The sequence below is a fragment of the Myxococcaceae bacterium JPH2 genome (genome assembly GCA_016458225.1).
Classification (GTDB): Bacteria; Myxococcota; Myxococcia; order Myxococcales; family Myxococcaceae; genus Citreicoccus.
This window is the reverse complement of sequence record JAEMGR010000007.1, coordinates 292,761-318,198: the sequence shown is the minus strand read 5'-3', so window position 1 is coordinate 318,198 and position 25,438 is coordinate 292,761. Positions and strand designations below refer to the sequence as shown.

The window sequence follows — 25,438 nt, the reverse complement described above, 5'->3', positions numbered from 1 at the left end:
TGGTCCACGTCAGACGGGCGTCAACGACCGACTGGGTCCTTCATTCCAGAAGTCTGCCGCGGCCGGCAAGCACCCCGGCGCATCCTCTCCCCAGGGGGCACGACGCGGCGCGACACCCCTGCACAGCAGAACGCCCCGCGTCTCCTCTTGGAGTCGCGGGGCGTCTTCACTTCCAGGGCTGGGCGGAAGGCTCAGTCGTCCTTGCCGAGCATCCCTTCCTTCAGGCTCGAGTCCACCGGATCCTTGCCCAGCCACACGGAGAACAGGGCATCGGCGAAGTCCTTGCCCTCGACGTCGATCTCCTGGCCCGACTTGCTCGTGACGCGCGTGCCGCGGCCGGGGGTGTACGTGAGGATGAGCTCATCGCCCTTCTTCAGGTCGGGGATGGCCGAGGCGAACGTGTCCAGCCGCGCCTTGAGGGCCGGGAAGCCCGCGCCCGCGTTCTTCTTGAAGCCGTCGGTGATGGCGTCGACGATGGTCTTCTTCTCCAGGTCGCGCAGCATGGTCATCCGCACGCGCTTGACCTGATCCGAGCTGATGACCTGCGCGGCGTCCTGGGACGGGGTCTCCAGGTAGAGGCCCGCCGTGTAGACCTTGAAGATCATCTTCTTGCGCAGCCCCGCGCCGTTGAACTTCAGGGCCTTGCCATCCACCTGGACGGTGTCGGGAAAGCTCACCCCCGCGACCTCCTTGGCCAGGGCGGGAACCGCGAGCGTCAGGGACAGCAACAGGGCGGACAGGGTCGCTTTCTTCATGGACTCCTCCAGGGTGGGGCTGTTTCGCGTGTTGGACGCAGCCTACCCGTGAGTCTTCACGAAGTGGTCCATGAAGGACACCAGGGCGCGCACGTCCTCCACCGAAACCGCGTTGTAGAGCGACGCCCGGATGCCGCCCACGCTGCGGTGTCCCTTGAGGCCCGCCATGCCCGCCTTGAGCGCCTCGGCGGCGAAGGTGGCGTCGAGCGCCTCGGTGGGCAGGTAGAACACCGCGTTCATCACCGAGCGGGAGTCGCGCTCCACGGGGGCGCGGTAGAAGCCCGCGTGCTTGTCCAGCGCGGCGTACAAGAGCGCGGCCTTCTCGCGGTTGCGGCGCTCCACCGCGTCCAGCCCGCCCAGGTCGCGGATCCACCCGAGGACGTTGCGGGCCAGGTAGATGGCCAGCGTGGGTGGCGTGTTGTACAGCGAGTTGTTCTCCGCGTGGACCGAGTAGCGGAACACCTTGGGGATGTCCTGGCGGCCCCGCGCCATGAAGTCCTTGGCCGCGACCACCACCGTGACGCCCGAGGGCCCCAGGTTCTTCTGCGCGCCCGCGTACAGGAGCGCGAAGCGGCTCACGTCGAACTTCCGCCAGAGGAAGTCCGAGCACATGTCCGCCACCAGCGGCACGTTCCCGACCTCCGGGAACGTGTGCCACTGCGTGCCGAACAGCGTGTTGTTGGACGTGAAGTGGACGTAGGCCGCGCCGGGGTCCAACCGCAGCTCGGCCTGGGTGGGCACGCGGGTGTAGCGCTTGTCCGGCCCCACCGTGGTGACGGCCACGCGCGGCGTCCCGTAGTACCTCGCCTCCTCGAGGGCCTTCTCACTCCACCCGCCCGTCACCAGGTAGTCCGCGCTGGGCGCGGCCGGGGTGAGGAAGTTCATCGGCACCTGCGCGAACTGCTGGTGGGCCCCCCCGGTGAGGAAGACGACCTGGTGGGTCGCGGGGATGTCCAGCATCTGGGTCAGCAGGGAGATGGCCTCGTCGTGGACCGCCTCGTAGACCTTGCCCCGGTGGCTGTGCTCCATGATGGACATGCCGGAGCCCTGGAAATCGAGCAACTCGTCTCGGGCGCGCTCGAGCGCCGGCAGGGGCATGGCGGCGGGGCCGGGGTTGAAGTTGATGATGCGCATGGCAAGGTCCTTGAGAGGGAGTCAGCGAGGCCCGCATTCTTCCCCCCGAGGCCCCCCTGGGGGCCAGCACGAAGAAGCGAGTGCTCTGACTGCTTCCCCGCAGCCCGGCCGGCGTATATCGGAGGGGCGTGGCCGGCGTTCGGTCACGCGGGTCTGGAGGTCAGGTGGGTTCCTCGGAGGGTCTGGCGGAACACGTGCGAAGGGCTGCCCGTGGGGAAGCGTCCGCCTTCAGCGAGTTGTACCGGCACACCCGGCCCATGGTGGCGCGGCTGGTGGCCGGCTTCGCCACCCTGGACCCGGACGAGGTGGAGGACATCATCCAGGAGACGTATGTCCGGGCCTTCCGGGCGCTGCCCCGGCTGAAGGAGGTGGGCGCCTTCGAGGCCTGGTTGTTGAGCATCGCGCGCAATCGCGCCCGCACCCGCCTGGAGCGCAAGGCCCACGCCCGACGGGTGGAGGACGATGCCGCGGAGCCGGGACCGGAGTCCGTGCCCGCCATGCCCGAGGCGCTCCAGGTGGAACGGGACATCGCGGTGGTGCGTCAGCTCATCGACGAGCTGCCCGAGGGCGAGGAGAAGAAGACGGTGCGGTTGTTCTACATCGAGGGCGAGCTGTCCGCGCGGGAGATCGCCGAGCAACTCGGCGTGGGCAAGAGCGCCGTGACGATGCGGCTGGAGCGCTTCCGCTCCCGCGTCAAGCGCGAGCTGCTGCGGCGCGTGCTCGCGGGCCGGAGGGAGTGACGTCATGAGACACCTGGACACCCAAGCGCTTCGCGACCTGGAGGCGGGGGAGCCGCAGGCCGTGGCGCACTTCCGCGAACACCTGGCCGAGCCCTGCGACACCTGCGAGGACTTCCTCGCCACCCACGACGGCCCCGGCCTGCTCGACGGACTCTCGGACGCGGCGCTGCTCGGACAGGGACCGCAGCGCCCCGCGCCCGCGCTGGACGAGGTGGGACTGGCGCGGATCCGCCGCGCGCTTCGCGCCCCCACTCCGCGGCGCTGGGGCCTGGCGCTGGGGGCAATCGCCGCCTGTGTGCTGGCACTGGTGCTGGTGCCTCGCGCGATGGACCCCGGCCGGACCTCGGGCGTGAAGGGCCCGGCGGGGCGCATCGCGTTGGAGCTGGCGGTGGTGGCGCGCGGCACGGACGGCCACCTGCGGCGCGTGGACCCGGGCGCGGAGGTGCCCGAGGGCGACGTGCTGCTCCTGCGCTACCACGCGACCGAGGCGGGCAGCGCCCTGCTCTTCCAGCAGCGAGCAGGCCAGCCTCCGGAGCTGATGGGCCGCTTCGCGCTGGAGTCCGGCACGCACGACCTGGAGGGCCCGGAGGGGCTCGCGGGCGTGAGCCTGGAGGGCGAGACAGGCGGGCTGACGCTGTGGCTGGTGGGCGCGCCGGGCGAGGAGCCGCTGTCCCCCGACGAGGTGGGCACGGCGCTCAGGACCGGGACACCGCCGCGGGAGGGTCCGCTGTCGGTGGAGCGGTTCGACGTCCGCATCCAGAACGGTCAGAATCCCCGCTGACCCGTGAAGCGCCTCGTCCCCATCCTGCTCGCGGCGCTCGCCGCGTGCGCGGGCCCCCAAGCCGCCCTGGACAAGGGTGGTCTGGTGCCCCTGCGGCTCGACGAGGCGACGCTGACCGAGGCCTACACTCCGCGCCGGCTGGCGCTGCTGGTGGGCATCTCCGAGTTCGACGACCCGCAGTGGCACAACCTGCGCTACTCGTCGAAGGACGCGAACGACCTGGGCGAGGCGCTGAGAGATCCCCGCCGTGGCCGGTTCGATCAGGTCCGCGTGTTGTCGCGCCCCGAGGAGACCACGCGCGCGTCCATCCTCGCGGCGGTGCGGCGCCTGCGCCAGGAGGCGAACCGGCCAGACGACGTGGTGGTGGTCTACTTCTCCGCGCACGGCACGCTGGCCCGCGACAACCAGGGCGAGCTGCGGCGCTACCTCGTCACGCGCGATGCGTCGTACCGCAACATCCCGCAGACGGCGCTGTCCATGGACGTGCTGAAGGCGGAGTTCGACCAACTCCCCAGCCGCCGGCGCCTGCTCGTGCTGGCCACCTGTCACAGCGGCAGCGGCAAGTCGCTGCTGCCCAAGGAGCTGGAGGCGGAGCTGGCCGGCATCAAGTCCGGCTTCTACGCGCGCCCGATGGAGGAGTCCTCGCGCGCGTCCATGGTCTTCGCCGCCTGCGACTGGGGCGAGACGGCCCGCGAGGACGAGGGCCTGCGCAACGACATCTACACGCACTTCCTCATCGAGGGCCTCACGGGAGGCGCGGACCGCAACGCCGACGGCGCGGTCACCGCGTCAGAGGCCCATGACTACGCGCGCCGCCGCACCTTCGCCTTCACCGAGGGACGCCAGCGGCCCTCCGCCGAAATCCTGGAAGTGGGCGCGGACCCGGTGGTGCTGTCGGGAAGCATCGCCCGAACGGGCAGACCGGAGCTGTTCTCGTACAACCCCCGCCTGGACGGCTTCACCCTGAAGGTGGACGGCGAGGCGCGCACCGACCTGCCGGGAGGCGCGGCGGTGGTGCCGGGCCGCCGCACCGTGGAGCTGACCAAGGGCGACAACGTGCTGGTGCACCGCGAGGTGGACATGCGCGAGGGGGAGCGGCTGCCCCTGGAGCGGCTGCTCGCGGAGACGTTCCCCCACCGCTCGCTGGCGCTCCTGGGCGGCATGTTCAGCTTCGTGGATGGCCGCAGCCGCAGGGACCTGCTCCCCGCCGCGCCGGAGGCCATGGTGTCGCTGCGGCTGGAGGACCGGCCGCTCGACAACTTCGGGCTGCTCGCGGACGTGGCCTTCAGCCATGGGCGGCGGCGGCTCCTGCTGGAGCCGGGCGGTGAGGTGCCCTTTGGCTACACCACGTTCACTGTGGGCCTGGCGGTGCCCTACCTGTGGCGCTGGGAGCGACTCACGCTGTTCGCCGGCCCGCGTGTGGCCGCCTTGTATCTGAGCCGGTCCTTCGAGGTGGAGTCCTTCGCCGGAGGCCAGCATTACTTCACCGTCAGTCCCGGGCTCGTCGGTGGCGTGGCGTGGCGCCTGGGTGAGCGCTTGGAGCTGATGCTCCAGTCGCAGCTCATGCTCACCTACGTCGTGGTGGACGGCCAGGGGCAGGCGGTGGGGTTCACCAGCGGCCATGCGGGAGTGGGGTATCGGTTCTGATGCGCGCGCCCATTCACATCGCCGCGGTCGTCGGGTTGGTGGTGGCCGCGCTGGCGTGCGGCAACCTGGAGAACTCGCCCTTCCGCACCGGGACCATCCGGGGACAGCTCACCGAGTGGGACTCGCAGCTCGCGTGGGTCTCCCTGGTGGGCGACCCCTCCGTGCGCGGCGAGGTGGACGCGGAGGGCGCGTTCGTCCTGGAGCGCGTTCCGGCGGGCCCCGCGGAGCTGTTCGTCGTCGCCACCGCGGAGAAGGCGACGCGCGTGAAGGTGAACGTGCCGGGCGGACAGTCCGTGACGCTGGAGAAGCTGGCGCCTCGCCTCGCGGGCTTCCTCGACCTGCGGGTGAAGGCGATTCGCGGCGGCTCGGTGGACGCGGCGCGCGTCACCGTGGAGGGCACGCCCTTCCAGTTGCTGAGCCTCGACAGCCAGGGACGGCTTCGGCTGGGTCCCCTGCCCGACGGTTGCTACACGCTGAGCGTCTCCGCCCCGGACGTGCCTCCGGCGACGACCGACGCGTGCGTGGGCATGGGCGAAAAGAAGGAAGTGAAGGTCGACCTGAAGCTGGGCGACCCCGCTCCTGGACCGGACTGCCGCGCGGTGGGCTGTGAGCCCGGCCTCGTGTGCGACGCCTCGGGCGAGTGCGTGGAGTGCCACGAAGATTCCCAGTGCGGCAAAGGGCTCACGTGCCATGACTCGCGCTGCGAGGCCCCCAGCGCGACGTGCGCGCCCTGCAAGGGCGACTGGCAATGCCTGGATGGCGCTCGCTGCCAGCCACAGCCCGAGGGCGGCACCGCGTGCGTGGCCGCTTGCGATGACGAGCACGCCTGTGCGCCAGGCTTCGCGTGCCAGGAAGGCCAGTGCCGCCCGGACACGTCGCAGTTCGCGGGCTGCCACGCCTTCCTCCTCCTGGCCTCGGGCTGTGACGGTGACGCGCGCTGCCGCGAGCAGGGGCTCCTCAATGGACTCTGCGTCGAGGGCGCCTGCACCGTGCCGTGCACCACGAATCGCGACTGCCCCGCTCCCCTCAAGTGCGGACGCGCCGCCGCTGGACGCGTCTGCCGGCCCGCTGACTGAGGCCCCGTGAAGGCTCTCCCCTCTCCCCACCGTCCTCCCACCCTGCTCCTGCTCGCCCTCCTGGGCCTCGGGGCTTGTGAGTCGCATCCCCCTCCAGCGCCGCCGGCCAACCACGCGCCCACGGTGCACATCCTCCAGCCCCAGGTGGACACACTCGTCCGCGCCGGGAAACCGGTGGAGCTGGCGGCCACGGTCTCGGACGCGGAGGACGGCGACGCGGTGGAAGCACGCGTGCTGTGGGTCTCCTCCGTATCGGGACAGCTCGCGAGCGGCTCGCACGCCTCCGCCACCCTGCTGGTTCCCGGCGAGCACACCCTGACGGCCACCGTGGTGGACTCCGGCGGGCTGTCCTCCAGCGACGCCATCACCGTTCGCGTGTTGGACCACGAAGCCCCCAGCGTGACGGTCCACGCCCCGGCCCCTGGCAGCACGTTCAACCTGGGCGAGTCGTTCGCGCTGCAGTGCGAGGCCCGCTCCGCCAGCGGCAAGCGCCTGGGCTCGGGCGAAGTGCGCTGGACGTCGGAGCTGTCAGGCCCGCTGGCCTCGGCGGATGTGGCGCGCGCGGCGTTGACCGTGCCCGGTGAAGACACGCTCACCTGCCTGGCCACGGACACGGCCACGGGCGAGGGCGCCTCGGCCACCGTGTCGGTGACAGTTCGCTCCAACCGCGCGCCCGCGGTGCTCATCACCCGCCCGGAGCGCACCGAGGTCTTCGTGAAGAGCGGCGCGGCGCCTCCGCTCGATGCGACGGTCTCCTTTCGCGCCACCGCGCAGGACTTCGACGCCCCGGGAGGCCCGGGCAACCTGGACGACACGATTGCGTGGACGCTGGAGCCCGGAGGTGTGGCGCTGGGAAAAGGTCCCACGCTGGCGCATCTCTTCACGACACCCGGTGAGTTCACCGTGGTCGCGCGGGTCCTGGATGGCAGTGGACATGCGGCCACGGACAGCGTCCGCGTGCGGCTCGTCACCAACCTTCCGCCCCAGTGCGACATCGCGCTGCCCCGCGAGGACGGCGCCCGACTCTCTCCTGGGAGTGAACAGGAGCTGAAGGGTCGCTGTGTGGATCCCGAGACGGGCGCTGTCCTGGCTCCGACGTGGACGACCACCGCATCCCCCGCGTCGCTGGGCACCGGTTTCGAGTTGAACATCCCGCTGGACGTGACGGGCTCGCAGGTCCTTTCCGCCTGCGCGGCGGATCCGGATGACGCCACGCTTCAAGGCTGCGCGGAGCGGCCCGTCCGCGTCGTCCCCAACACCGCGCCCAGCGCGTGCGCCATTGAAGCGCCCGTGTCCGGTGCCGTGCTGAACGCGGGCGTGCCGCTGTCGCTGGAGGGCACCGCCCTGGACACGGAGGATCCTCGGGGCGAGCTGCGCTTCGTGTGGAGCTCCACGCGCGATGGGATGCTCGCGGGTGGGCCCAGCGCCGTGACGCGCCGGCTCGTCTCGCCCGGCCCTCACACCCTCACGCTCACGGTGACGGATCCGCGCGGGCTCTCGTGCTCCGCCACGCTGCCTGTCACGGTCAACGGCGCGCCCGAGGTGACCATCGGCGTGGTCCGTCAGGCCGGCGTCAGCTGCCTGGACATGCCCTGCCGCGTGGGCAGTGAAATCACCGCCGTGGGCTCCGCGAAGGATGTGGATCCGCCTGGCGTCCTCGCCGAGCTGGCGTGGCTGGACAACCTGGGGGATGCCCTCGCGATCAAGGGCTCGACCGCGACCCTGACGCAGCCCTCGCCGGGCAAACACACCGTGGTGCTCCGCGCGACGGATCAGGCCGGTGCGGTGGGCCGAGGCGCGGCCTCGTTCACGGTGATGGGCGCCTCGGGCGCGAAGCTGGTGGAGACGGTGCTCACCACGGACAAGTCCGTGGCCGCGCTGGCGCAGACGTCCGAAGGACTCCGCTACGTGGACGGCGCCGCGGCCACCGTCTTCCGGGTGGGGATGCCGCCTGTCGCGGCCATGCCGCAGGATGCGCCTGCGCGCGCGCTGACGGTGCTGCCCACGGACTCGGGCGAGGTCCTCTTCGTGGGCACCGAGGCGGGAGTGGCGCGGTGCGTGGGGCTCGTTTGCACGCGCCACAGTGGCGGTCCCCTGCTCTTCTCCGACAAGAAGGTGCTCGCGGTGGCCGCGCGGGCCACGCCGGACCTGCTGCTGTTGGGCACCGAGAACGGACTCGTCCTCACGCGTGCGAGCAACCCCTCCGCGGGCGGCGCGCCGGGGCAGCTCGTGGGACGTCGGGCGCTCCAGGGCTTCGCGGTGCGCCAGCTCGTTCTGTCGCCGTCCACGTCCGGCCCGTTCGTGAAGGCCTGGGCCGCCACCCCCGAGGGACTGGCCGAGGTGACGCTGCGCGTGGAGCAACCTTTCGAGCCCGCGCTGGCCTCCGTGTCCGTGGTGATGCACGTGCCCCCAGAGGTGCCCGACGTGGACGTCCTGTCCGTCGCGGTGAGCCCCGAGGGACAGGTCTACGTGGGCACGCGGCGAGGCTTCGGCGCACTGGGCCAAGAGGGTCCCGCGCTGCGTGCCTCGCCCTGGAACCTCCCCGACGAGCAGGTGCAGGCGCTCCTCTTCGAGCGCCATCCCGTCGCCGGAGCCGCACCTGTCGACGTCCTGTGGGCAGGCACTCGCAACGGGCTGGTGCGCTACGACCTCGCGCGCGACATCGTCACGCCCTTGGGCACGCAGGATGGCCTGCTCGACGCGGACGTGCGCGCGCTCGCGACGCGGCCCGAGGGTGGGCGGTACATCGCCACCGCGCGCGGCATCTCCCGTTACGAAGGCGACTGACGCTTCGCCCATCAGGGCCACACTCGCGCGGAGCGGGGATGACTGGCGGACGCTGAGTGTCGGCAGGCAGGCCGCCGAGGCCCCGTGCGTTTCTCGCGGCCGTGCGCGTCTGCCACACTGGGCCCTGCCTTGGTCTTCCGGAGCCCTCCCTCTTCATGATGTCCGGCGGCGCGCTGGCCCTTCTCGCTGCGCTGCTCATCGCCACCGCCGCGCTCGCGACGGAGGCGCCGCCCTACAACGAGGTGCGGCAGAAGTCCTCGCACAATGCCTATCAGCGCGACGAAGCGCTGCTGGAGCAGCTCGTGTTCCACGGCATCCGCTCCGTCGAGCTGGACTTGCACAATGGCAAGGGCGGTCGGCCTCGAACGCCAGGCGACTGGTTCGTCTACCACGACAGCTCCGCGCCGGGGACGTCGTGCGATCGGCTCTCGGACTGCCTCGATGTGCTGCGCGCATTCCACCTCGCGCATCCTCGACATGAAGTCGTCACGGTGTGGCTGGACCTCAAGGATGGCTTCGAGCGCACGCGGCGCCCCGAGGACCTCGACGCGCGCATCCTCCAGCACCTGGACCCCGCTTGGGTCGTCACGCCCGCGCGCCTGATGGCCGCCTGTCCCGGCGCGAGTTCGCTTCAGCGTGCCGTGACGGGCGCGTGCCGCTGGCCGTCGCTGGACGCGCTGCGCGGGAGGTTCCTCGTCGTCCTCACCGGGGGCTCGCTCTCGGCGAGTGGAGGACGCCTCGATACCTACGTGGCCGGTGGATCCGAAGCCGTGGAGCGACTGGCGTTCATCGCTCCGGACCTGAGCGACGCGACACGCGTGAGCGCGCGAGCGGACGTGGTGTTCTTCAACTTGAAGCTCTCCCGCGTGAAGCTGGCCGAGCGCATCCACGCCGAGGGCTTCGTCAGTCGCGTCTGGGGAGTGAACTCGCCAGAGGCCTGGTTCGCGGCCCTGAGGGCACAGGCCAATCACCTCGCCACGGACAAGGTGAACGCGGGGCCTTCTCCGTGGGCTTCACTGCGGCACCATCCCGCGTGGCCCTTCGATTGCCTCGGAGACCTCCCGTGCGCGGGCAATCGCGAGCCGCTCGACCTGCTCGGAGCGGAGACCTCTTCGGGAGATCTCTGGAGCACGCGCGACAGCTTTGCGTTCGCCTGGGAGCCGAGCACCGACGCGGTCACTCACACGTGGACCGCGCAGGTCCATCCCGCGGACAGCCATGTGAACGCCTGGGCCAAGGGGTGCCTGATGGCCCGCGACGGAACCGAGCCAGGGGCACGCTATTTCGCGGTGTGCCGCCCCGCGGACAAATACCCGCTGCGCGTTCAATACCGCGACTCGACCGGAGGCACGACGCGCGCCGTTGAACCCGCGCGTGGCCCGCGGGCGGCGGTCTCGACACGAGGCATCGCCTTCCTCCGAATGACCGTCACTCGCGAGAAAGAGCGAACGTGCGCCACGGGGGCCGGCTCGCCAGATGGCACGACGTGGAGGGACATCGCGCGACACTGTTTCCAGGGGCGACTGGACGCGCAGGGACTGGCGCTGAGCGCGCACGGTGGAGGGCCGGTGAAGATGTTGTTCGGCAACGTGCGCCGCGATGGCGTGCCCTACCGTCGGGAGTCCTTCCCGAACCTGAGCCCCATCGGAGCGGCCGTCCGCAGCAGCGCGTTCTTCGATGGACTGGAGCCAGAGCAGGCGCCGGTGCTGAGCGCCTCGCGCACCCACGAAGCTCCGGCATCCCATTGAGCGCACAAGGCCCGTGTTCAACGGAGGCACAGGCGCCAGCAGAACCCCATCCATCGCGCACGCCCGTGAGCCTCCACGCCGAGCGCGAACGACCTACGGTGACTCGGGCGGCAGCAACACCAGGCCATCGCGCGCGAAGCGGACCACGTCGGCGCGCACCTGGGCTTCGCTCATCCCCGTGGCTGCGGCCACGTGCTCAGCCGTGAGTCCCTCCACCGCCATCTTCAGCACCAGGAGCGCGGAGGGCGTGGCCTCCATGTAGAACGTCGCGAGCTGTCCAGGGTGACGCCACAGCAGCGCCAGCTCCTCACCCGCCTCGGGCACCGCGCGCGCATCGCCCGCTCGCACGTGCGCGCAGATGCGGAACGCGTGCTCCAGCACCGTCAGGGTCGGGTTCGCAGTCAGCCGGTCCACCGCGCCGGGCACGACCTCCTCCGAGGCGAACACGGCGAAGTCCGCCCACTCGAACCGCGCGAGCGCGGGCACGTGCGGCGCGAACCCCAGCTCCTCCACGCGGTCCGCGACATGGCCAGGAAAGGCCTCGCCCAGCCGATTGATTTCATAGTGCCGAGCCGGGCGCGTGCGCGTGTACTCCTCCACCAGCGCGTCCCACGCCGCCTCGCCCACGCCCTGGCGGCTCAGCGGAAAGAGCTTCTCCAGCGCGCCTCGGACATGCCCTCGCACGAAGCCACCGTAGAGGGACGTGCGCGTGCGCGGCGTCTCCCAACCCGGGTGCGCGGCATAGAGGCGCTCCAGGCCCGCGCCCTCGGGCGCACCCTCGAAGTAGGCGCCCATCGAGTCGAAGAAGTGCTTCAGCTCCGGCTTCATCGGCGCGGCTCCTCGCGCAGAACAATGCGTGCCCGGTCGGCCTCGTCCAACACGGCGTCGAGCGAGGGGATGTCCTGGTCCCACTCAATCAAGGTGGACACCGCACCCGTGCGCGCAAGCGTGTAGCGATACAGCGCCCACACGTCGTCGCAGACCGACGCGCCATGCGTGTCGATGAGCACGTCCGGGCGCACTTCATGCCCCGCGAGGTGGATCTGCACCACGCGCTCCAGCGGCAGCGCATCCACGAAGGCGCGCGGGTCATAGCCGTGGTTCATCGCGTTGACGTACACGTTGTTCACGTCGAGCAGCAGCCCGCAGTCCGCCTGCTCCACCACGTGGCGCAGGAAGTCGGCCTCGGCCAACGTGCCACCCGGCATCTTCGCGTAGTAGCTGGGGTTCTCCAGGAGGAAGGGCCGCCCCACCCGCGCCATGACCTCACGCACGCGCGGCACCACGTGCTCCACCGCCGCATCCGTGAAGGGCAGCGGCAAGAGGTCGTGCAGGTGCACCCCGCCCAGTCTCGAATAGCAGAGGTGATCCGAGAAGAAGGGCGCATCCACGCGCCGCACCAGCGCCGCCAGGCGGGACACGTAGTCCTCATCCAGCGCGTCCGGCCCGCCGATGTTGAGGCCCACGCCATGAGGCAGCACGGACCAGCGCTCGCGACACGCGTCGAGCGCGCGCTGCGGACGTCCGCCCAGCGTGAGGAAGTTCTCGGGAATGATCTCCACCCAGTCGAGCGCCCGCTCCGTGCGCGGCAGCGCCTCATAGAAATCGCGGCGCAGCCCGATACCCGCGCCGAGTGCTCTCAGCCCATGTCTGTGCGCATAGCTCGCGGGCACGTGGGACTCCTGATTCAAGGTGGCGTGGAACAACACGGGCGGCGGGAAGCTTCCTTCCCACCGCCCGGAGTTCAGCGCGCGGGCCCGTGAAGGCCCAACGTCTTACTTCTTCTGGCCGCAGGAGCCGTTGCCGCAGCTGCCCTGCGCGCCCTTCTCCGGGGTGGCCGCCGGAGTGGCCTCGTGCTTGGCGTTGCAGCTCGCCTCGGAGCCCTTCGCCTCGGTGGCCTTCGCGCCGCAGCTGCCCTCGGCGCCCTTCTCGGAGGAGGCCGCCTGCGGGCCCTCCGCGGACTTCGTGGACGCACAGCCGGTGGCCAGCGCGCCGAGGGAGAGGGTGCCGACGATCGCCGCAAGAGCCTTGACGTTCATGGTGCTTCGCTTCCTTTCGTACTGCGTTGGGGGGAACTACAGCTTGAATTGCGTCGAGCCCCAGGCATCGATGGAGACCTCTGCGGTCTCCCCGACCTTGAGCACCAACGCTTCGGTCCGCTTGACGCCATAGGCCTCCAGCGGAATCTGGAATTTTGCGCGGACCCGTAACAATTCACCTGCCGCGCGATTCCGGGTCTCAGCCGTTTCTTGAAAAAACGTCGCCGTGACCTCGACGGGTTCTTCGCGCGTCACGCCGTGGACCGTGAACTGTCCCTTCGCCTTCACCTTCAAGGGCTTGCCCACCTCGGGGGCAGTGGGGAGCACTACATCCTTGAACTCGAACACGATGTCCGGATGCTTCTGCGCATCCAGCCAGCGATCATTCTGCAAGTGCCCGTCCCGGGTGTCATTGCCCGTCTTCAGGGAACGAACCGGCACCTGGAACTTTCCACTCACCTTGGTGCCTTGGACGTCCACACGCCCGCGGATTTCATTGGAGAGGCCGTTGATGACCTCGAGCGGTGCGTCGAGGACGAACATCACCGTGTCCCGGTGATTCGGATCATTGAAGATGAAGGAGCGCGCGGCGGGGGTGGGCTCGGCCGCGTTCGCGGTCAAGGCCAGGACCGCGGCGAGCGCCAGGATGGTTCGCGTCATGGTGGACCTCCACTACGGATGCCGTGTTTCCACGGATGCATCCGTTACGCAGGTCCGACGCAGCGGGTTACAGCTTCGGGCGCTCCCCATCCAGCGCCTGTCGCAAGGCCCCCTCCGGGGCAGGCGCGAGCGTGACGCCCTGGGGACCCTGTCGAACCCCCAGGGATTGCAGCAACCCCTCCAGTTCGGCGAAGGCGGGCCGGGGAAGGTGCCGGGCCAGGAGCGCATCGAACAGGGGCTGTCCCGCCACGGCATCCACCGCGACGCCGAACGCGCCCAGCGTGGAGGTCTGCCCCTGGCGCGCGAGGTACTCCAGCACGTCCTCCAAGCGCCGGGTGCCATGGCTGACGCGCCGCAACTCCACGTCCAGATGCAGGGCGAACAGCGCGCCAATCCAATACGTGGACATGTAGTCGCCGTGCTCCACCACCTCCGCCATGGTCCGTGCACCGGCCGATTCCCGGCCGCGCTCGAAGCCCGCGAGCAGCTCCGCCCAGGCCTGCTGCGCGGTCTGCCGACCTGAGCGCGCTCGCGCCAGCTCCGTGTAGTAGGTGGCCAGGCCCTCGGTGAGCCAGGGGACGTGAGGCAGCAGCGCGGGATGCGCGAGGTGGAGCATCTCGTGCACGGCCACCCAGTCGCCACCGAGCGCCTCGCGCGAAGCGTCCTGCCCCACGAGGATGGAGATGCTGGGCGGCGAACTCCACAGCACCATCCCAAAGAGTCCCGCGTCGGAATCACCGGGCATCGGCACCACGCGCACCGTGACGCGCGGATACGGGAAGGCGTGGCGCACGGTGGCCACTTCCACCGCGGCCTGACGGATCCACTCGCACACGTCCGCATCACGCAGCTGCGTCAGCCGCCCGAGGATGGCCACCTCCACGGTCGCGTTCTCCAGCCGCACGAGGCAGCGCCGCCCGCCGAACCCATGGAACCCCGAGTCCACCAGGTCCTCGCCGCGCAGGTGATAGAGCCCGCCGTCACTCGGCGCCCAGGGCAGCAGCGCCTCCGCGCCCTCGACGAACAGCTCCACGCGCAAGCCCGGGGTCACCACACGAGGCCGGAGCAGGTACGCGCGGCCCGCGACGTGGAATGAACCCGCGTCCCCCATGCCGGTGAACAGCCCCGGGCCGTGTCCGCGGTGCCGCGCGTCCGGCGCATAGCGGTAGCGCAGGAAGCGAGCCGAGGAGGGCACGTGCACGCCCCCCGCCGTCACTCGCAGCGCGCGGACATCGCCGTGCTCGAACGCGGCCCACACCGTGTCGACGCCACCGGGCTGGCTGAAGAGGAAGTCCCGAGGCCCGCCCGGCAACAGCACCACCTCCACGTCCAGCGCAGGCTCAGGTCCGAGCGTGCAGGAGATGTTGTAGCGCAGCGCCGTGGGGTCGCCCGGCGGACGGCGCGCGCGCGCGGTGGCGCACGCACTCGCCATCCAGCCCAGGACGACGATGAGGACGACAGCGCGCGTCCTCATCGCGACCCTCGCGCACGCGGGAAGCTCAGCTGAACACGTGCGTCACCAGCCCCGTGCGCAGCCGAGGCTCCAGCCAGACGGAGTTCGCTGGCATGGCCTCTCCCGCATCCGCCACGGCCAGCACCTGCTCGATGCTGGCGGGGAACAGCGCGAAGGCGACGCGGAACTGGCCGGAGTCCACCCGCGCCTCCAACTCGCCGGTGCCCAAGCTCCCCGGCACGGACTCGACGCGGCCCTCCGCGTGGGGGCCCCCCGCCCACAGGAGGGACGAGAGCACGTTCTGCTGCAGCAGGGTGACGTCCAAGAGGCCGAGCGGCGTCCGCTCGAACGTGCCCGGCTTCGCGGTGAGCTGGTACCACGTACCCTCCAGATACATGCCGAAGCGGCGCTCCTGCTCCGGCCGAGGCCGGGCGCCTCGCTTCACCTCGAAGCGCTCCGAGAGCCGTTCGAGGAACACGCCCGGACTCATGCCGTGCAGGTCCTTCACCACGCGGTTGTATTCCAGGACGCGAACCTGGTCGTGGGGGAACACCATCGCCATGAAGCGGCAGTGCCCTCGGCCCTCGCGGCGCGCCTCGCGCAGCGCGTTCACCCGCGAGGCCGCCGCCGCGCGGTGGTGCCCGTCCACCAAATAGAGCGAGGGCACGGCGCGGAACGCATCCGTGAGGTGCACGCTCAGCTCCGGGCGCGCGCACCAGAACGTGTGGCGGATGCCTTCCTCGGTGGTGAAGTCATACTCGGAAGGGCCCCGCATCGCCTCGGAGACGAGCGCGTCCAGCGTGTCGCGGGCCCGGTACACGAGCACCACGGGCTCGTCGTTCCCACCGAGCGCGTCCACATGGCGCGTGCGCACCGCCTCGGTGTCCGGGCGCGTGGGGCCGTGCGGTTTGATGAGGCCCGCGTCGTACTCGGCCACGCTCACGGAGGCGAGCAGCCCCACCTGCACGTGGTCTCCCATGCGCTGCCGGTACACGTAGAAGTGGGCGGCCTCGTCCTGGCGCAACCACCCCTCGGCCAGGAAGGACTCCAGGTTGTGGCGCCCGAGCGCCGCCAGCTTCGCCACGGTGCGAGGCGCGTCGGGAGCCAGGTCCGCCTCGGGTCGGCAGATGCGAAAGAAGCTGCGGGGGTTTCCGCGCACGTCCGCGCGCGCTTCCTCCAGCGAGATGCTGTCGGACGAAGGCACCACGAGTTGCTGCACCACGGCCTTCGGAGGGCGGACACCACGGAAGGGACGGAGATCGGCCACGGGACTTTCTCCTGTGCAGGAAGGAAGCAACAGGTTGACCGGACGGACGTGCTTCGCAAACAGCCCCCGCGCCCGTCTTGGATCGTGGCCAACACTTCCCGCCCACGGGCTGATCCGTGGGTGACACCCCCGAAGCCGCCTTCAGGTCACCGCGCCTTCTTCTTGACGGCGCGCGCGGCCCTCTCTCCCGGGTCCTTGTCTTCCGCCACCAGAAAGGCCCGCGCCGCCTGGAGCACCTCGTCCGACAGCGCCTGCGAGGACGTGGCCCGCGCCAGCGTCATCGCCCCGAAGCACAGCGCCAGGGTGGCCAGCGCGCGCTGCCGCGCCGTCACGCCCTCCGCGCCCGGCACGCGGCGGGTCGCCTCCGCCACGAGCGACTCCACCCCCTGCGCGAACGCGGCCTGCGCCTCGGGCGGCCCCCGCGTCAGGTCCGACAGGAGCGACGGGACCATGCAGCCCGTCTCCAGGTTGTCCCGGTTCTGTCGCGAGAGGTAGCGGCGCGCGAAGTGCGCCACCCACTCCGTGCCCGACAGGTCCTCCAGGCCACCCACCCAGCGGGGCTCGGTCTTGCGCATGAACTCGCCAATGGCTTCAGCGAGCAGCGCCTCCTTGGAGGCGAAGTGCGCATAGAAGCCACCCACCGTCATGCCCGCGGCCCGCATCACCCGCTCCACGCTGGCGCCAGTGAAGCCCGCGGTGCGGAAGAGCGACTCCGCCGCGGCCAGGATGCGCGCGTGGGTGGCCTGCTTGTGCTCGGGTCCGTACCGCATTCGTCCTCCTACTCACGTCCTCCGGCCGAAGGAGGGCGCAACAGCATGCATGTGGTGGTGCCGTGGGCATACAACTTCCCCGAGGCATCCGTCAGTCGCCCCTGCGCGGTGGCCACCCGCCCTCCCTGGTGGAGCACCTCGCCGGTGCAGGTGAGCGGGCCCGAGTCCCACAAGATGGGGCGCACGTAGTTCACATGCAGCTCCAGCGTCGTGTAGGCCGTGCCCACCGGAAGCAAGGTGTGCACCGCGCACCCCATCGCCGAGTCCAGCACCGTGGCCGCCAAGCCGCCGTGCACGGTGCCGATGGGGTTGTACTGGTGCTCTCCCGGCGCCACCTCGAACACCACCTTCCCCTCCGCCACGTCCTTCACCGTGAAGCCCAGCACCACCGCGATGGGCGCGGGAGGCAGCGCTCCGCGAGCGATGGCCCGCAGGTACTCCAGGCCCGACATCGTCTTCGCCGCGCTCACCCCTTCGCGCGTGTCCCGCCACGTCACGGTGCGCGTGCGGACCGCTCCCACGTCGTCGCTCATCGGTGCTCCTTCACGGATGGAATGATGGATATCATCCCATTTCGCACCCGCCGCCTCGGCTGTCCAGCCCACATGGGCTCCCGGGCCTTTCCTTGCCCAGCAAGCGACGAATCGTTCGAAGAAACCTGCCTCTTTCATTAAATGATGACCATCATAGTATCGGACCGCGACATGCCGGGGCGAGGCCGAGAGTCGGGCCGGCGGCTGGCCCGGACATGATGCGAGGGAGTCAGCAATGCGACGACGGGTCGTGGTGACGGGGCTGGGGCTCATCAGCCCCTGTGGCACGGGTGTGGAGAAGAGCTGGGATGCGCTGGTGAACGGGCGCAGCGGGGTGGGACCCATCACCCTGTTCGACGCGAGCCGGCTGGACTGCCGCATCGCGGGAGAGGTGCGGGACTTCCACCCCGAGGACTTCATCGACAAGCGCGAGCTGCGGCGCATGGACCGCTTCAGTCAGTTCGCGGTGGCGGCGGCGGACATGGCGCTGGCGGACTCGGGGCTGGGCATCACCCCGGCCAACGCGGAGCGCGTGGCGGTCATCATCGGCTCGGGCATCGGTGGCATCTCCAGCATGGAGGAGACGTACCGCCGCGCGATGGAGAAGGGGCCGGATCGCATCAGCCCGTTCTTCATCCTGCAGATGATCATCAACCTGGCGCCCGGCTACGTGACGATGCGCCACGGCATCAAGGGCCCGTCCTGGTCGACGAACTCCGCGTGCTCCACCAGCGCCCACGCGTTGGGTGAGGCCGCGCGGGGCATCGAGCGCGGCGACTTCGACGCGGCGGTGGCCGGCGGCGCCGAGGCCCCCATCACCCTGCTCGGGGTGGGCGGCTTCGCGGCGATGAAGGCGCTGTCCACGCGCAATGACGCTCCGCAGGCCGCGAGCCGCCCCTTCGACGTGGACCGCGACGGATTCGTGGTCGCCGAAGGCGCGGGCATGGTGGTGCTGGAGGAGTACGAGCATGCGCGGTCACGCGGCGCACGCATCCTCGCGGAGCTGGCGGGCTACGGCGCCAGCTCGGACGCGCACCATGTGACGGCCCCGGCTCCAGAGCACGAGGGCGCCCAGCGAGCCATGCGCACAGCCCTGGCCGATGCGGGCCTGAAGCCCGCGGACATCGGGTACCTCAACGCGCACGGCACCTCCACGGACATCGGCGACCTGCTGGAGATGCAGGGCGTGGAGCGCGTCTTCGGAGACGCCGCGCGGACGCTGGCCGTGTCATCCACCAAGTCCATGACGGGCCACATGAACGGCGCGGCGGGCGCGGCCGAGGCCGTCATCAGCATCCTCGCGCTCACGCGCGGCATCCTCCCACCCACCCTCAACCTGGAGCGGAAGGACCCGCGCATCACGCTGGACTGCGTGCCCAACGTGGCGCGCGCTCAGCAGGTGGATGCGGTGATGAGCAACTCGTTCGGCTTCGGCGGGACGAACGTGTCGCTCATCTTCCGCCGCGCGGCGTAGCCTCGGCCGCCTTCGCGGCCTCCGCGGACAGCCGCTCGAACACGCCGCGCAGGTGTTCGAGTTCATCCATCCCCAGGTGGGACAGCTCGGCGGGGGGCGCATGCATCCCCTCCTCGAGCTGCCGGCGCACGCGGGCGCCTCTCGCGGTCAGCACCACCGAGCGGGCCCGCCTGTCCTCGGGGTCCGTCTGGCGCCGGGCCAGCCCCCGCTCCTCCAGGCGGCCCACCATCCACGTCACGTTGGAGGCGTCGCAGTCCCAGCCCTCCGCCAGCTCCCGCATCGAGCGGCCTCGCGCCACCTCCAGGCCACTGAGCGCGCGCGCGTCGTTGGGCGTGAGCCCCAGGTCGCGCAGCACCGCGTCGCGCCGCGGGCGCGTGTGCATGAAGAAGTCGAAGACATGGCGCCAGACCTCGGACGCCAGCGCGGCCTTCCCCGTCGAGTTGCCTGACATCACCCCAGCCTGCCAGAGCCCGAGGCCATCCGTCCCCGCGTCTTCACATTACTTCATCAGGCAATTGCTTGAATGACTTCAAGCATCTGCCCATCCTGAGGCCACCGCGCGCGGGCTCCACCGCGCGCCCTTCAGGAGTCATTCATGACGACGACGAACCCCTCCCCGCTCGCGCTGTCCGGAAAGGTCGCGGTGCTCATTGGCGCGAGCCGCGGCATCGGCGCGGCCACCGCGAAGGTCATGGCCGCCCAGGGCGCCTCGGTGGTGGTGGCGGCTCGCGACGAAGTTGCCCTGAGCCGGCTGGCCGAGGACATTGGCCGCGCGGGAGGCACCGCGCTGGCCGTGCGCACGGACCTGAGCGATGCGGCCTCCGTGGAGGAGCTGGTGTCGCGGACGCTGGCCCGGTTCGGCCGGCTCGACGTCGCGTTCAACAACGCCGCGGATGGCCACATGCCGGCCCCGATGGCGGACCTGTCCGTGGACGACCTGGACCGCTCCTATCAGGTGAACGTGCGCGGCTTCTTCCTGGCCATGAAGCACGAGGTGAACGCGATGCTGAAGACGGGGGGCGGCGCCATCGTGAACATGGCCTCCACCGCGGGCCTCACGGGCGTGCGCGGCATGGCCGGCTACAGCGCGACGAAGCACGCCATCATCGGCCTGTCCAAGTCCGCCGCGCTCGACTACGCGGAGCGCGGCGTGCGCATCAACGTCGTGGCCCCCGGCCCCATCCTCACCGACCGCATCCAGTCCCTCCCCGAGGAGCGCCGCGCGCCCATCGCTCGCGCCGTCCCCATGGGTCGCATCGGCAAGGCCGACGAGGTCGCCCACACCGTCGCGTGGCTGCTCTCGGACGCCGCCGCCTTCGTCACCGGCACCACGGTCACCATCGATGGAGGCCGGCTGGCCGGCGGCGCCTGAGCAGGTTGTAAAAAGCGCGCGACGGCATTTACCAGCCCGTGACGCCCTCCGCCGCGCCGCGTCAGTAAATGTTTGACAGGGTGTGACAAGGCTCGCGCGCCCCACACCCACTCCGCCTGAAAGCCCAGTGATGACATGGACTTACGGCCCTTTCTGCCCACACCGGACCGCTGGACAGCCGCTCCGTCCGCCGTCCGACAGGGGTCTGTGCGTCATGAAACGCTGATTGCAAATCGGTAAATCGATTTGCAGAGTGGGTGCAGAGCCCCGCCCGCCGCCGTTTCACCCGGCCGGCGGTGGGGAATGCACCATGCACAACGACAACGCACTCAACGCCAATGTGGGCCTGAAGCTCCGGGGCCTGCGGCTCGCACGCAGCATCAAGCAGGCCGACGCGGCCAAGGACCTGGGCGTCTCCCCCGCATACCTGAACCTCATCGAGAAGGGGAAGCGGGTGATGCCCTTCCCGCTCCTCTGGAAGGCGCTTCGCTACTTCGATCAAGACCCCGAGCAGTTCATGTCCACGCTGGGCGAAGGCCGCGTGGACGAGGCGCTCGCGAAGCTGCTGGACGAGCCGCTGCTCAAGAGCCTGGATATCGACTCGGAGTCGCTCCAGTCGCTGTCCGCCGAGCCCAAGCTCGCCGGCACGGTGGCGGCCCTCTTCAACCTCTACAAGAACACGCGCACGCAGCTGGAGAACGTGCTCTCGCAGCTCAACGTCGAGGAGCGCACGCGCACCCAGGGCGCCCCGGGCACGAACGGCTCGGGCACCAACGGCACCCCGGGCGTGCGCTTCGACTACTCGCCCTTCGACGAGGTGAGCGACTTCCTGGAGAAGCACCGCAACTACTTCCCGGAGCTGGAGGAGCAGGCCGAGTCCCTGCGCCGCGACTTCGGGCTGGAGCGGCAGCTCACCAGCAGCCAGCTCGCGCGCATGTTGGAGGAGCGCTTCGGCTTCCGCGTGCAGATTGAGCGCGCGACCAGCGGCTCGTCGGTGGTGCGGCGCCTGGACCTGGACGAGCGCACGCTCACCTTGTCCCCCGACCTGACCGAGCAGCCCCTGAAGTTCCAGATCGGCACGTCGCTGGGCCTCTTGGTGATGGACCGCGAGAAGCTGGTGGAGCGCATCCTCGGCGCGGGGCGCACGCGGCACGCGGAGACGCAGCGGCTCATCAAGGTGAACCTGGCCAACTACTTCGCCGGCGCGCTGATGCTGCCCTACAGCGAGTTCTTCAAGGAAGTGCAGCGCACGCGCTACGACGTGGAGCTGCTCTCCAACATCTTCGGCACCACCTACGAGACGGTCGCGCACCGCATCTGCAACCTGTCGGATCCGAAGCGGCAGGGCATCCCCTTCCACTTCCTGCGCGCGGACATCGCCGGCAACATCTCCAAGCGCTACAGCGGCACGGGCATCCGCTTCGCCTCGGGCGGCGGAAGCTGCGCCAAGTGGGCGGTGCACCTGGCCTTCCTCAACCCGTCCCAGCTCACGCGGCAGTATTCGATGATGCCGGACGGCACCACGTACTTCTGCTTCGCCAAGGTGCAGCTGCAGCCCATTGAAGGCTCCATCGTGAAGGGCACCGCGTACTCCATCGGCCTGGGCACCCACGCGGAGAACGCGAAGTACCTGGCCTATGGCCTGCCCACCACGGACCTGCGCAAGGACGCCATCCCCAGCGGCATCTCCTGCCGGTTCTGCGAGCGCACGGACTGCAACCAGCGCGCGGCGGCCAGCTACCGCTTCGCCTTCGCGTTCGACGAGTACACGAAGAAGGACTGCTTCTTCTCTCCGCTGCTCGTGCACGAGAAGGAGAAGGTCCCCCACCACGAGCCGGCCCACAGCAACGGCGCTGACGGCACCGAGAAGCACGATTCGCTGGACAAGCCGTCCCGGCGCCGCAAGGGTGGCGAGGCCTAGCCATGCACCCCTCCGACACCGAACGCGCCCACATCCGCGACGCCATCCAGCAGCAGAAGAACGCGCTGGCCACCCTGCGCTTCACTGGCACGCCCGTCCAGGTGGGCCAGGGCCTGGTGAGCCTGGCCGAGTTGCACGGCCTGCTGGAGGAGCACGCCCAGAGCCGCCAGTTCTACGACGAGGCGCTCGAGCTGTTCCGCTCTGCGGGCAACAAGCCCGGACAAGCACAAGCCCTCTTCGGCCTGGGCGTGGCCAAAGCCCAGGAAGAGGACCACCGCGGCGCCATCGAGCGCATCGCCCAGGCCGCCCTCCTCTTCAACGAAGCGAAGGACCGCGAAGGCGAGGCCACGGCCCGCGCCTGCATCGGCGAGTCGCTGCGCGCCCTGGGGCAGCCCGAGGCCGCCGAGGAGAAGTACCAGGAGGCCCTCATCCTCTTCCGCCAGTCGCGCAACACCGAGCGCATGGCCCGGCTGCTGCTCGACATCGGCGACATCCGCATGGAGAAGGCCGAGTACGAGCCCGCTCGCAAGCGCTTCCTGGAGGCCATCCCGCTCCTGGAGCAGGGCGATGATCCGGACGCGCTCGCGCTCGGACACCTGCTGCTGGGCGAGTCCGAGGGACTCCTGGGCAACCACGACGGCGCCCGGCCCCACCTCTTGCGCGCCACGGAGCTGTACGCGCAGGCGCATGACCACACCTACGAGGCCCGCGCGCGCTGGGACCTGGCGCTGTCCTGCTACTACCTGCAGGACTTCCCCGCCGCCCGCGCGCAGTTCGAGGCGGTGCTGCCCCTCTACGAGGAGCAGGGACGCCACGACGAGGTGGCCAAGGTGCGCAACGTGCTGGCGCACTTCACGGCGCGGGGCGTGTAGCGCTCACTGCTGGGGCGAGGGCTGCGACGGGGGCTGCGGTGAGGCCCCCGCGCGCGCCCCCTGGGCCACCACCGCGTCGCCGAAGCGCTCCGCGTTCGCGAGCCACGCCGCCGCGTTCTTCACGTAGCGCGCCGTGCCCGCCGTGTCCCACTTCGTGTACAGGCGCGTGAAGCCGCCGTCGAAGATGGCCCGCCTCTGGTCGCGATCGTAGAAGGCCGCCACGAGGTTGCCCGCCGAGCCGTACATCAGCGGCGTCAGGTGCGGGTTGGGCGCGATGGTGGCGATGGTGAAGCCCTCGTAGAGGAACTCCAGCCCCGTCGTGAGCAGGTGGCGGCGCAAGAGCCCAGGGCCCTTGGAGTCGGCCTGGAGCCCCACCGTCTTGTCGCCCCCGACGTTGCCATCCATGTGCGCCCCGAGCAGCGCCTCGCCCACCAGGTTGGCGTCCGCATAGAAGGGCGCGTTGTCTCCCCAGATGTAGACGCCATGGCCCGCGTCGAAGAACTCGCGGATGACCTTCAGGTGCGCGTCCGTCAGGTGCCGATCCTGATCCGCGATGATCCACAGCTGGCAGGCCTTCTGGAGGCCCTTGCGCAGTTCCGCCGGCTTCGGCGGGGCATTCACCCAGCGGTAGACCGAGAAGCCCTTCTCCTTGAGCGCGGCCTTGGGGAGCGAGAAGTCGAAGCCCTCGCCGGTGTAGAGCTGGAGCACCGCCACCGTCTGGCCATCGAAGGCCCCGTCGATGGCGAGGTCGTTCTGATTCCCGAGGGCGTTGCCGTAGCCATCGCGCGCGGCGGGGCGCGCCACCTCGCGCGTCTCGATGATGCCGTCCTCGCGGCGAACCTGCTCCCGCACGCGCTCGACGGGGGCATTCACGCCCGCGGCAGGGTTGTACTGCGCACCCGCGGGGAACGACGACAACACGACGGCCAGACACGCCAGGACAGGGCGAAGCGCGCGCACAAGACACCTCGGGATGGGAAGAGAGGCGGAAGCAATCCGCGCTCCCTTCCACGCACGAGGCCGCGCGAAGTTCTTCGCCCTCAGGCCTGGAAGCCCGCGCCCACCGCCACGGCCAGGAGCCCCAGCACCCCGGCCGCGATGGCCGCGTAGCGCCACTCTCCCCGCACGCCCAGGAGCGTCCCCGCCACAGCCAACCGCGCCACGGGCGTCACGAGCAACATGGACGCGGCACCCTTGCGCAACAAGTCGATGGCCACGTGCACGGCCTGGGAGCGCGGCAGCGCCTCCAGCACCAGCGATAAGAGAAACATCCCACCGCTCATGACCGCGCCCGCGCGCAGGACGCGGGCCACCCACCGCTCGCCCGCCACCGCTCGCCCGACTGGAAGCGGCGCTTCATGGGCGGGCGCGCCCGGGGCGGTGTCCGGCTCCGACACCAGCTCCGCGGGCATCACCACCGTGGACGTGAGCAGCACGTCGCGCGTTCCCCTTCCCGGAGCCGTCACCACCGCCGCCGTCACGGACGCAGGCGGGGCGGCGGGTTCGGGCTCTCCCCCACTCACCTCAACACGCTCGGCCACAATCCCGCCCCTCCCTTCCACAACATCTGCCCCGCCACGCCGAGCAGCACCCCGGCAAAGAGTTTCTTGAGCACCGCGGTGGGCACCTTCGGCATGAGCCGGCTGCCCACCACCGCGCCCCCGAGCACACCCACCACCAGCGGCGACACCAACGTGAGGTCCAGGTGTCCGCGCCACGCGTACGCCGCCACGCTCGCCGCGCCCGTCACGCCAATCATCAGGTTGCTCGTGGCGCTCGCCACCTTGAACGGCACGCGCATGCCGTACGCCATCAACGGCACCTTGAGCGGTCCGCCGCCCACTCCCAGCAGCGCGGAGAGCCCGCCCGCCACGAACGAGCCCGAGATGCCCAGCGGGTAGTTCGAGGGCACGTAGTTGGCGGCCGTCATCGGCTCTTGCCGAGGCGCGCGCACGAGCAACATCTGGAGCGCGACATAGAGCGTGAACAGGCCAAAGACGATGGCGACGGTGGCCTCGGCGACATAGGCCGCGACGAGCCCGCCCACGATGGCGCCCAGCACCGTGGCCAGCTCCAACGTGAGGCCCAGGCGGATGTCGCTCAGCTTGTTCTCCACGTAGCTGGCGGCCGCGGCGCACGAGTTGGCCACCACGCACATCAGGCTCGCGGGGACCGCCTGCTCCATGGGGATGCCGAACCCCAGCACCAGGACGGGCACCAGGACGATGCCGCCGCCAATCCCGAGCAATGCGCCCAAGCCACCCGCCAAACCACCCGCCGCCATGAGCAGAAGCACCGTCATTCCTCACCGAGGATAGGAGCGGTTCCCCCGTGCGAATAGCGGCATTCCCGTCGCGGAATGGGGCCCGCCCGGCCGGCTGCTCGCGCCGAGTGGCCCGCGTCGCACTC

The 25,438-nt window shown here is 70.4% G+C and carries 23 protein-coding genes and 1 pseudogene; 10 read left to right on the top strand and 14 right to left on the bottom strand.

Annotation, left to right across the window (positions count from 1 at the left end; genetic code table 11):
* Window positions 1-191: 191 nt before the first annotated feature.
* Both JGU66_14975 and serC read right to left on the bottom strand, forming a co-directional pair.
* On the bottom strand, window positions 192-755 hold the full coding sequence (locus tag JGU66_14975) for a chalcone isomerase family protein (GenBank protein ID MBJ6762074.1): 564 nt from the start codon (window positions 753-755) through the stop codon (window positions 192-194).
* A gap of 42 nt (window positions 756-797) precedes the next feature.
* Window positions 798-1,889: a 3-phosphoserine/phosphohydroxythreonine transaminase gene (gene serC / locus JGU66_14970; protein ID MBJ6762073.1), complete on the bottom strand. Its 1,092-nt coding sequence runs from the start codon at window positions 1,887-1,889 to the stop codon at window positions 798-800.
* 164 nt (window positions 1,890-2,053) lie between these two features.
* Between serC and JGU66_14965 the strand changes: the two genes are divergently transcribed.
* From JGU66_14965 to JGU66_14940, 6 genes are all read left to right on the top strand, one after another.
* Window positions 2,054-2,629, top strand: a complete 576-nt coding sequence (locus JGU66_14965) for a sigma-70 family RNA polymerase sigma factor (protein MBJ6762072.1) — start codon at window positions 2,054-2,056, stop codon at window positions 2,627-2,629.
* A 4-nt stretch (window positions 2,630-2,633) separates the two neighbouring features.
* On the top strand, window positions 2,634-3,410 hold the full coding sequence (locus JGU66_14960) for a hypothetical protein (protein MBJ6762071.1): 777 nt from the start codon (window positions 2,634-2,636) through the stop codon (window positions 3,408-3,410).
* Window positions 3,411-3,413: 3 nt separating this feature from the next.
* A complete protein-coding gene (locus tag JGU66_14955; GenBank protein ID MBJ6762070.1) occupies window positions 3,414-5,057 on the top strand; it encodes a caspase family protein in 1,644 nt (547 codons plus the stop codon).
* Window positions 5,057-6,133 carry a carboxypeptidase regulatory-like domain-containing protein gene (locus JGU66_14950; GenBank protein ID MBJ6762069.1) on the top strand — a complete coding sequence of 359 codons (1,077 nt, stop codon included), beginning with the start codon at window positions 5,057-5,059 and terminating at the stop codon, window positions 6,131-6,133. Before JGU66_14955 ends, JGU66_14950 begins: the two co-directional genes overlap by 1 nt.
* Window positions 6,134-6,139: 6 nt before the next feature.
* Window positions 6,140-8,920 (top strand): hypothetical protein, encoded by a 2,781-nt coding sequence (locus tag JGU66_14945; GenBank protein MBJ6762068.1) that lies wholly within the window; start codon window positions 6,140-6,142, stop codon window positions 8,918-8,920.
* A gap of 155 nt (window positions 8,921-9,075) precedes the next feature.
* Window positions 9,076-10,668 carry a hypothetical protein gene (locus tag JGU66_14940; protein ID MBJ6762067.1) on the top strand — a complete coding sequence of 531 codons (1,593 nt, stop codon included), beginning with the start codon at window positions 9,076-9,078 and terminating at the stop codon, window positions 10,666-10,668.
* 93 nt (window positions 10,669-10,761) lie between these two features.
* Here the strand turns inward: JGU66_14940 and JGU66_14935 are convergent, their stop codons facing one another.
* The 8 genes from JGU66_14935 to JGU66_14900 form a co-directional block, all read right to left on the bottom strand.
* Window positions 10,762-11,496: a putative DNA-binding domain-containing protein gene (locus tag JGU66_14935; GenBank protein ID MBJ6762066.1), complete on the bottom strand. Its 735-nt coding sequence runs from the start codon at window positions 11,494-11,496 to the stop codon at window positions 10,762-10,764.
* Window positions 11,493-12,341, bottom strand: a complete 849-nt coding sequence (locus JGU66_14930; GenBank protein ID MBJ6762065.1) for a DUF692 domain-containing protein — start codon at window positions 12,339-12,341, stop codon at window positions 11,493-11,495. The genes JGU66_14935 and JGU66_14930 overlap by 4 nt, the downstream gene beginning before the upstream one ends.
* A gap of 102 nt (window positions 12,342-12,443) precedes the next feature.
* On the bottom strand, window positions 12,444-12,707 hold the full coding sequence (locus tag JGU66_14925) for a hypothetical protein (GenBank protein ID MBJ6762064.1): 264 nt from the start codon (window positions 12,705-12,707) through the stop codon (window positions 12,444-12,446).
* 36 nt (window positions 12,708-12,743) lie between these two features.
* Entirely contained in the window at window positions 12,744-13,367 is a 624-nt protein-coding gene (locus JGU66_14920) for a YceI family protein (protein MBJ6762063.1), read from the bottom strand.
* A 67-nt stretch (window positions 13,368-13,434) separates the two neighbouring features.
* A complete protein-coding gene (locus JGU66_14915) occupies window positions 13,435-14,841 on the bottom strand; it encodes a hypothetical protein (protein ID MBJ6762062.1) in 1,407 nt (468 codons plus the stop codon).
* A 25-nt stretch (window positions 14,842-14,866) separates the two neighbouring features.
* Window positions 14,867-16,087, bottom strand: a complete 1,221-nt coding sequence (locus tag JGU66_14910) for a DUF1015 domain-containing protein (GenBank protein MBJ6762061.1) — start codon at window positions 16,085-16,087, stop codon at window positions 14,867-14,869.
* 146 nt (window positions 16,088-16,233) lie between these two features.
* Entirely contained in the window at window positions 16,234-16,857 is a 624-nt protein-coding gene (locus JGU66_14905; GenBank protein MBJ6762060.1) for a TetR/AcrR family transcriptional regulator, read from the bottom strand.
* 8 nt (window positions 16,858-16,865) lie between these two features.
* Entirely contained in the window at window positions 16,866-17,390 is a 525-nt protein-coding gene (locus JGU66_14900) for a PaaI family thioesterase (protein ID MBJ6762059.1), read from the bottom strand.
* Window positions 17,391-17,625: 235 nt separating this feature from the next.
* Here JGU66_14900 and fabF point away from each other — a divergent pair, with 235 nt between their 5' ends.
* Window positions 17,626-18,864 (top strand): beta-ketoacyl-ACP synthase II, encoded by a 1,239-nt coding sequence (gene fabF / locus JGU66_14895; GenBank protein ID MBJ6762058.1) that lies wholly within the window; start codon window positions 17,626-17,628, stop codon window positions 18,862-18,864.
* Here fabF and JGU66_14890 read toward each other — a convergent pair.
* Window positions 18,842-19,315 carry a MarR family transcriptional regulator gene (locus JGU66_14890; GenBank protein ID MBJ6762057.1) on the bottom strand — a complete coding sequence of 158 codons (474 nt, stop codon included), beginning with the start codon at window positions 19,313-19,315 and terminating at the stop codon, window positions 18,842-18,844. The genes fabF and JGU66_14890 overlap by 23 nt on opposite strands.
* A 144-nt stretch (window positions 19,316-19,459) precedes the next feature.
* Between JGU66_14890 and JGU66_14885 the strand changes: the two genes are divergently transcribed.
* From JGU66_14885 to JGU66_14875, 3 genes are all read left to right on the top strand, one after another.
* A complete protein-coding gene (locus JGU66_14885) occupies window positions 19,460-20,236 on the top strand; it encodes an SDR family oxidoreductase (GenBank protein ID MBJ6762056.1) in 777 nt (258 codons plus the stop codon).
* Window positions 20,237-20,546: 310 nt separating this feature from the next.
* The gene (locus JGU66_14880; protein ID MBJ6762055.1) at window positions 20,547-22,157 is read left to right on the top strand and encodes a DUF2083 domain-containing protein; all 1,611 of its coding nucleotides are present in this window, start codon (window positions 20,547-20,549) and stop codon (window positions 22,155-22,157) included.
* Between the two features lie 2 nt (window positions 22,158-22,159).
* Window positions 22,160-23,029 (top strand): tetratricopeptide repeat protein, encoded by an 870-nt coding sequence (locus tag JGU66_14875; GenBank protein MBJ6762054.1) that lies wholly within the window; start codon window positions 22,160-22,162, stop codon window positions 23,027-23,029.
* A 66-nt stretch (window positions 23,030-23,095) separates the two neighbouring features.
* On the opposite strand, the pseudogene JGU66_14870 reads toward JGU66_14875, so the two are convergent.
* The 3 genes and pseudogenes from JGU66_14870 to JGU66_14860 form a co-directional block, all read right to left on the bottom strand.
* Window positions 23,096-23,989 (bottom strand): annotated as a pseudogene (locus tag JGU66_14870) (hypothetical protein).
* 80 nt (window positions 23,990-24,069) lie between these two features.
* Complete coding sequence (locus JGU66_14865) at window positions 24,070-24,441, bottom strand: hypothetical protein (protein ID MBJ6762053.1); 372 nt, start codon at window positions 24,439-24,441, stop codon at window positions 24,070-24,072.
* Window positions 24,442-24,548: 107 nt separating this feature from the next.
* Entirely contained in the window at window positions 24,549-25,331 is a 783-nt protein-coding gene (locus JGU66_14860; protein ID MBJ6762052.1) for a sulfite exporter TauE/SafE family protein, read from the bottom strand.
* Window positions 25,332-25,438: the final 107 nt, after the last annotated feature.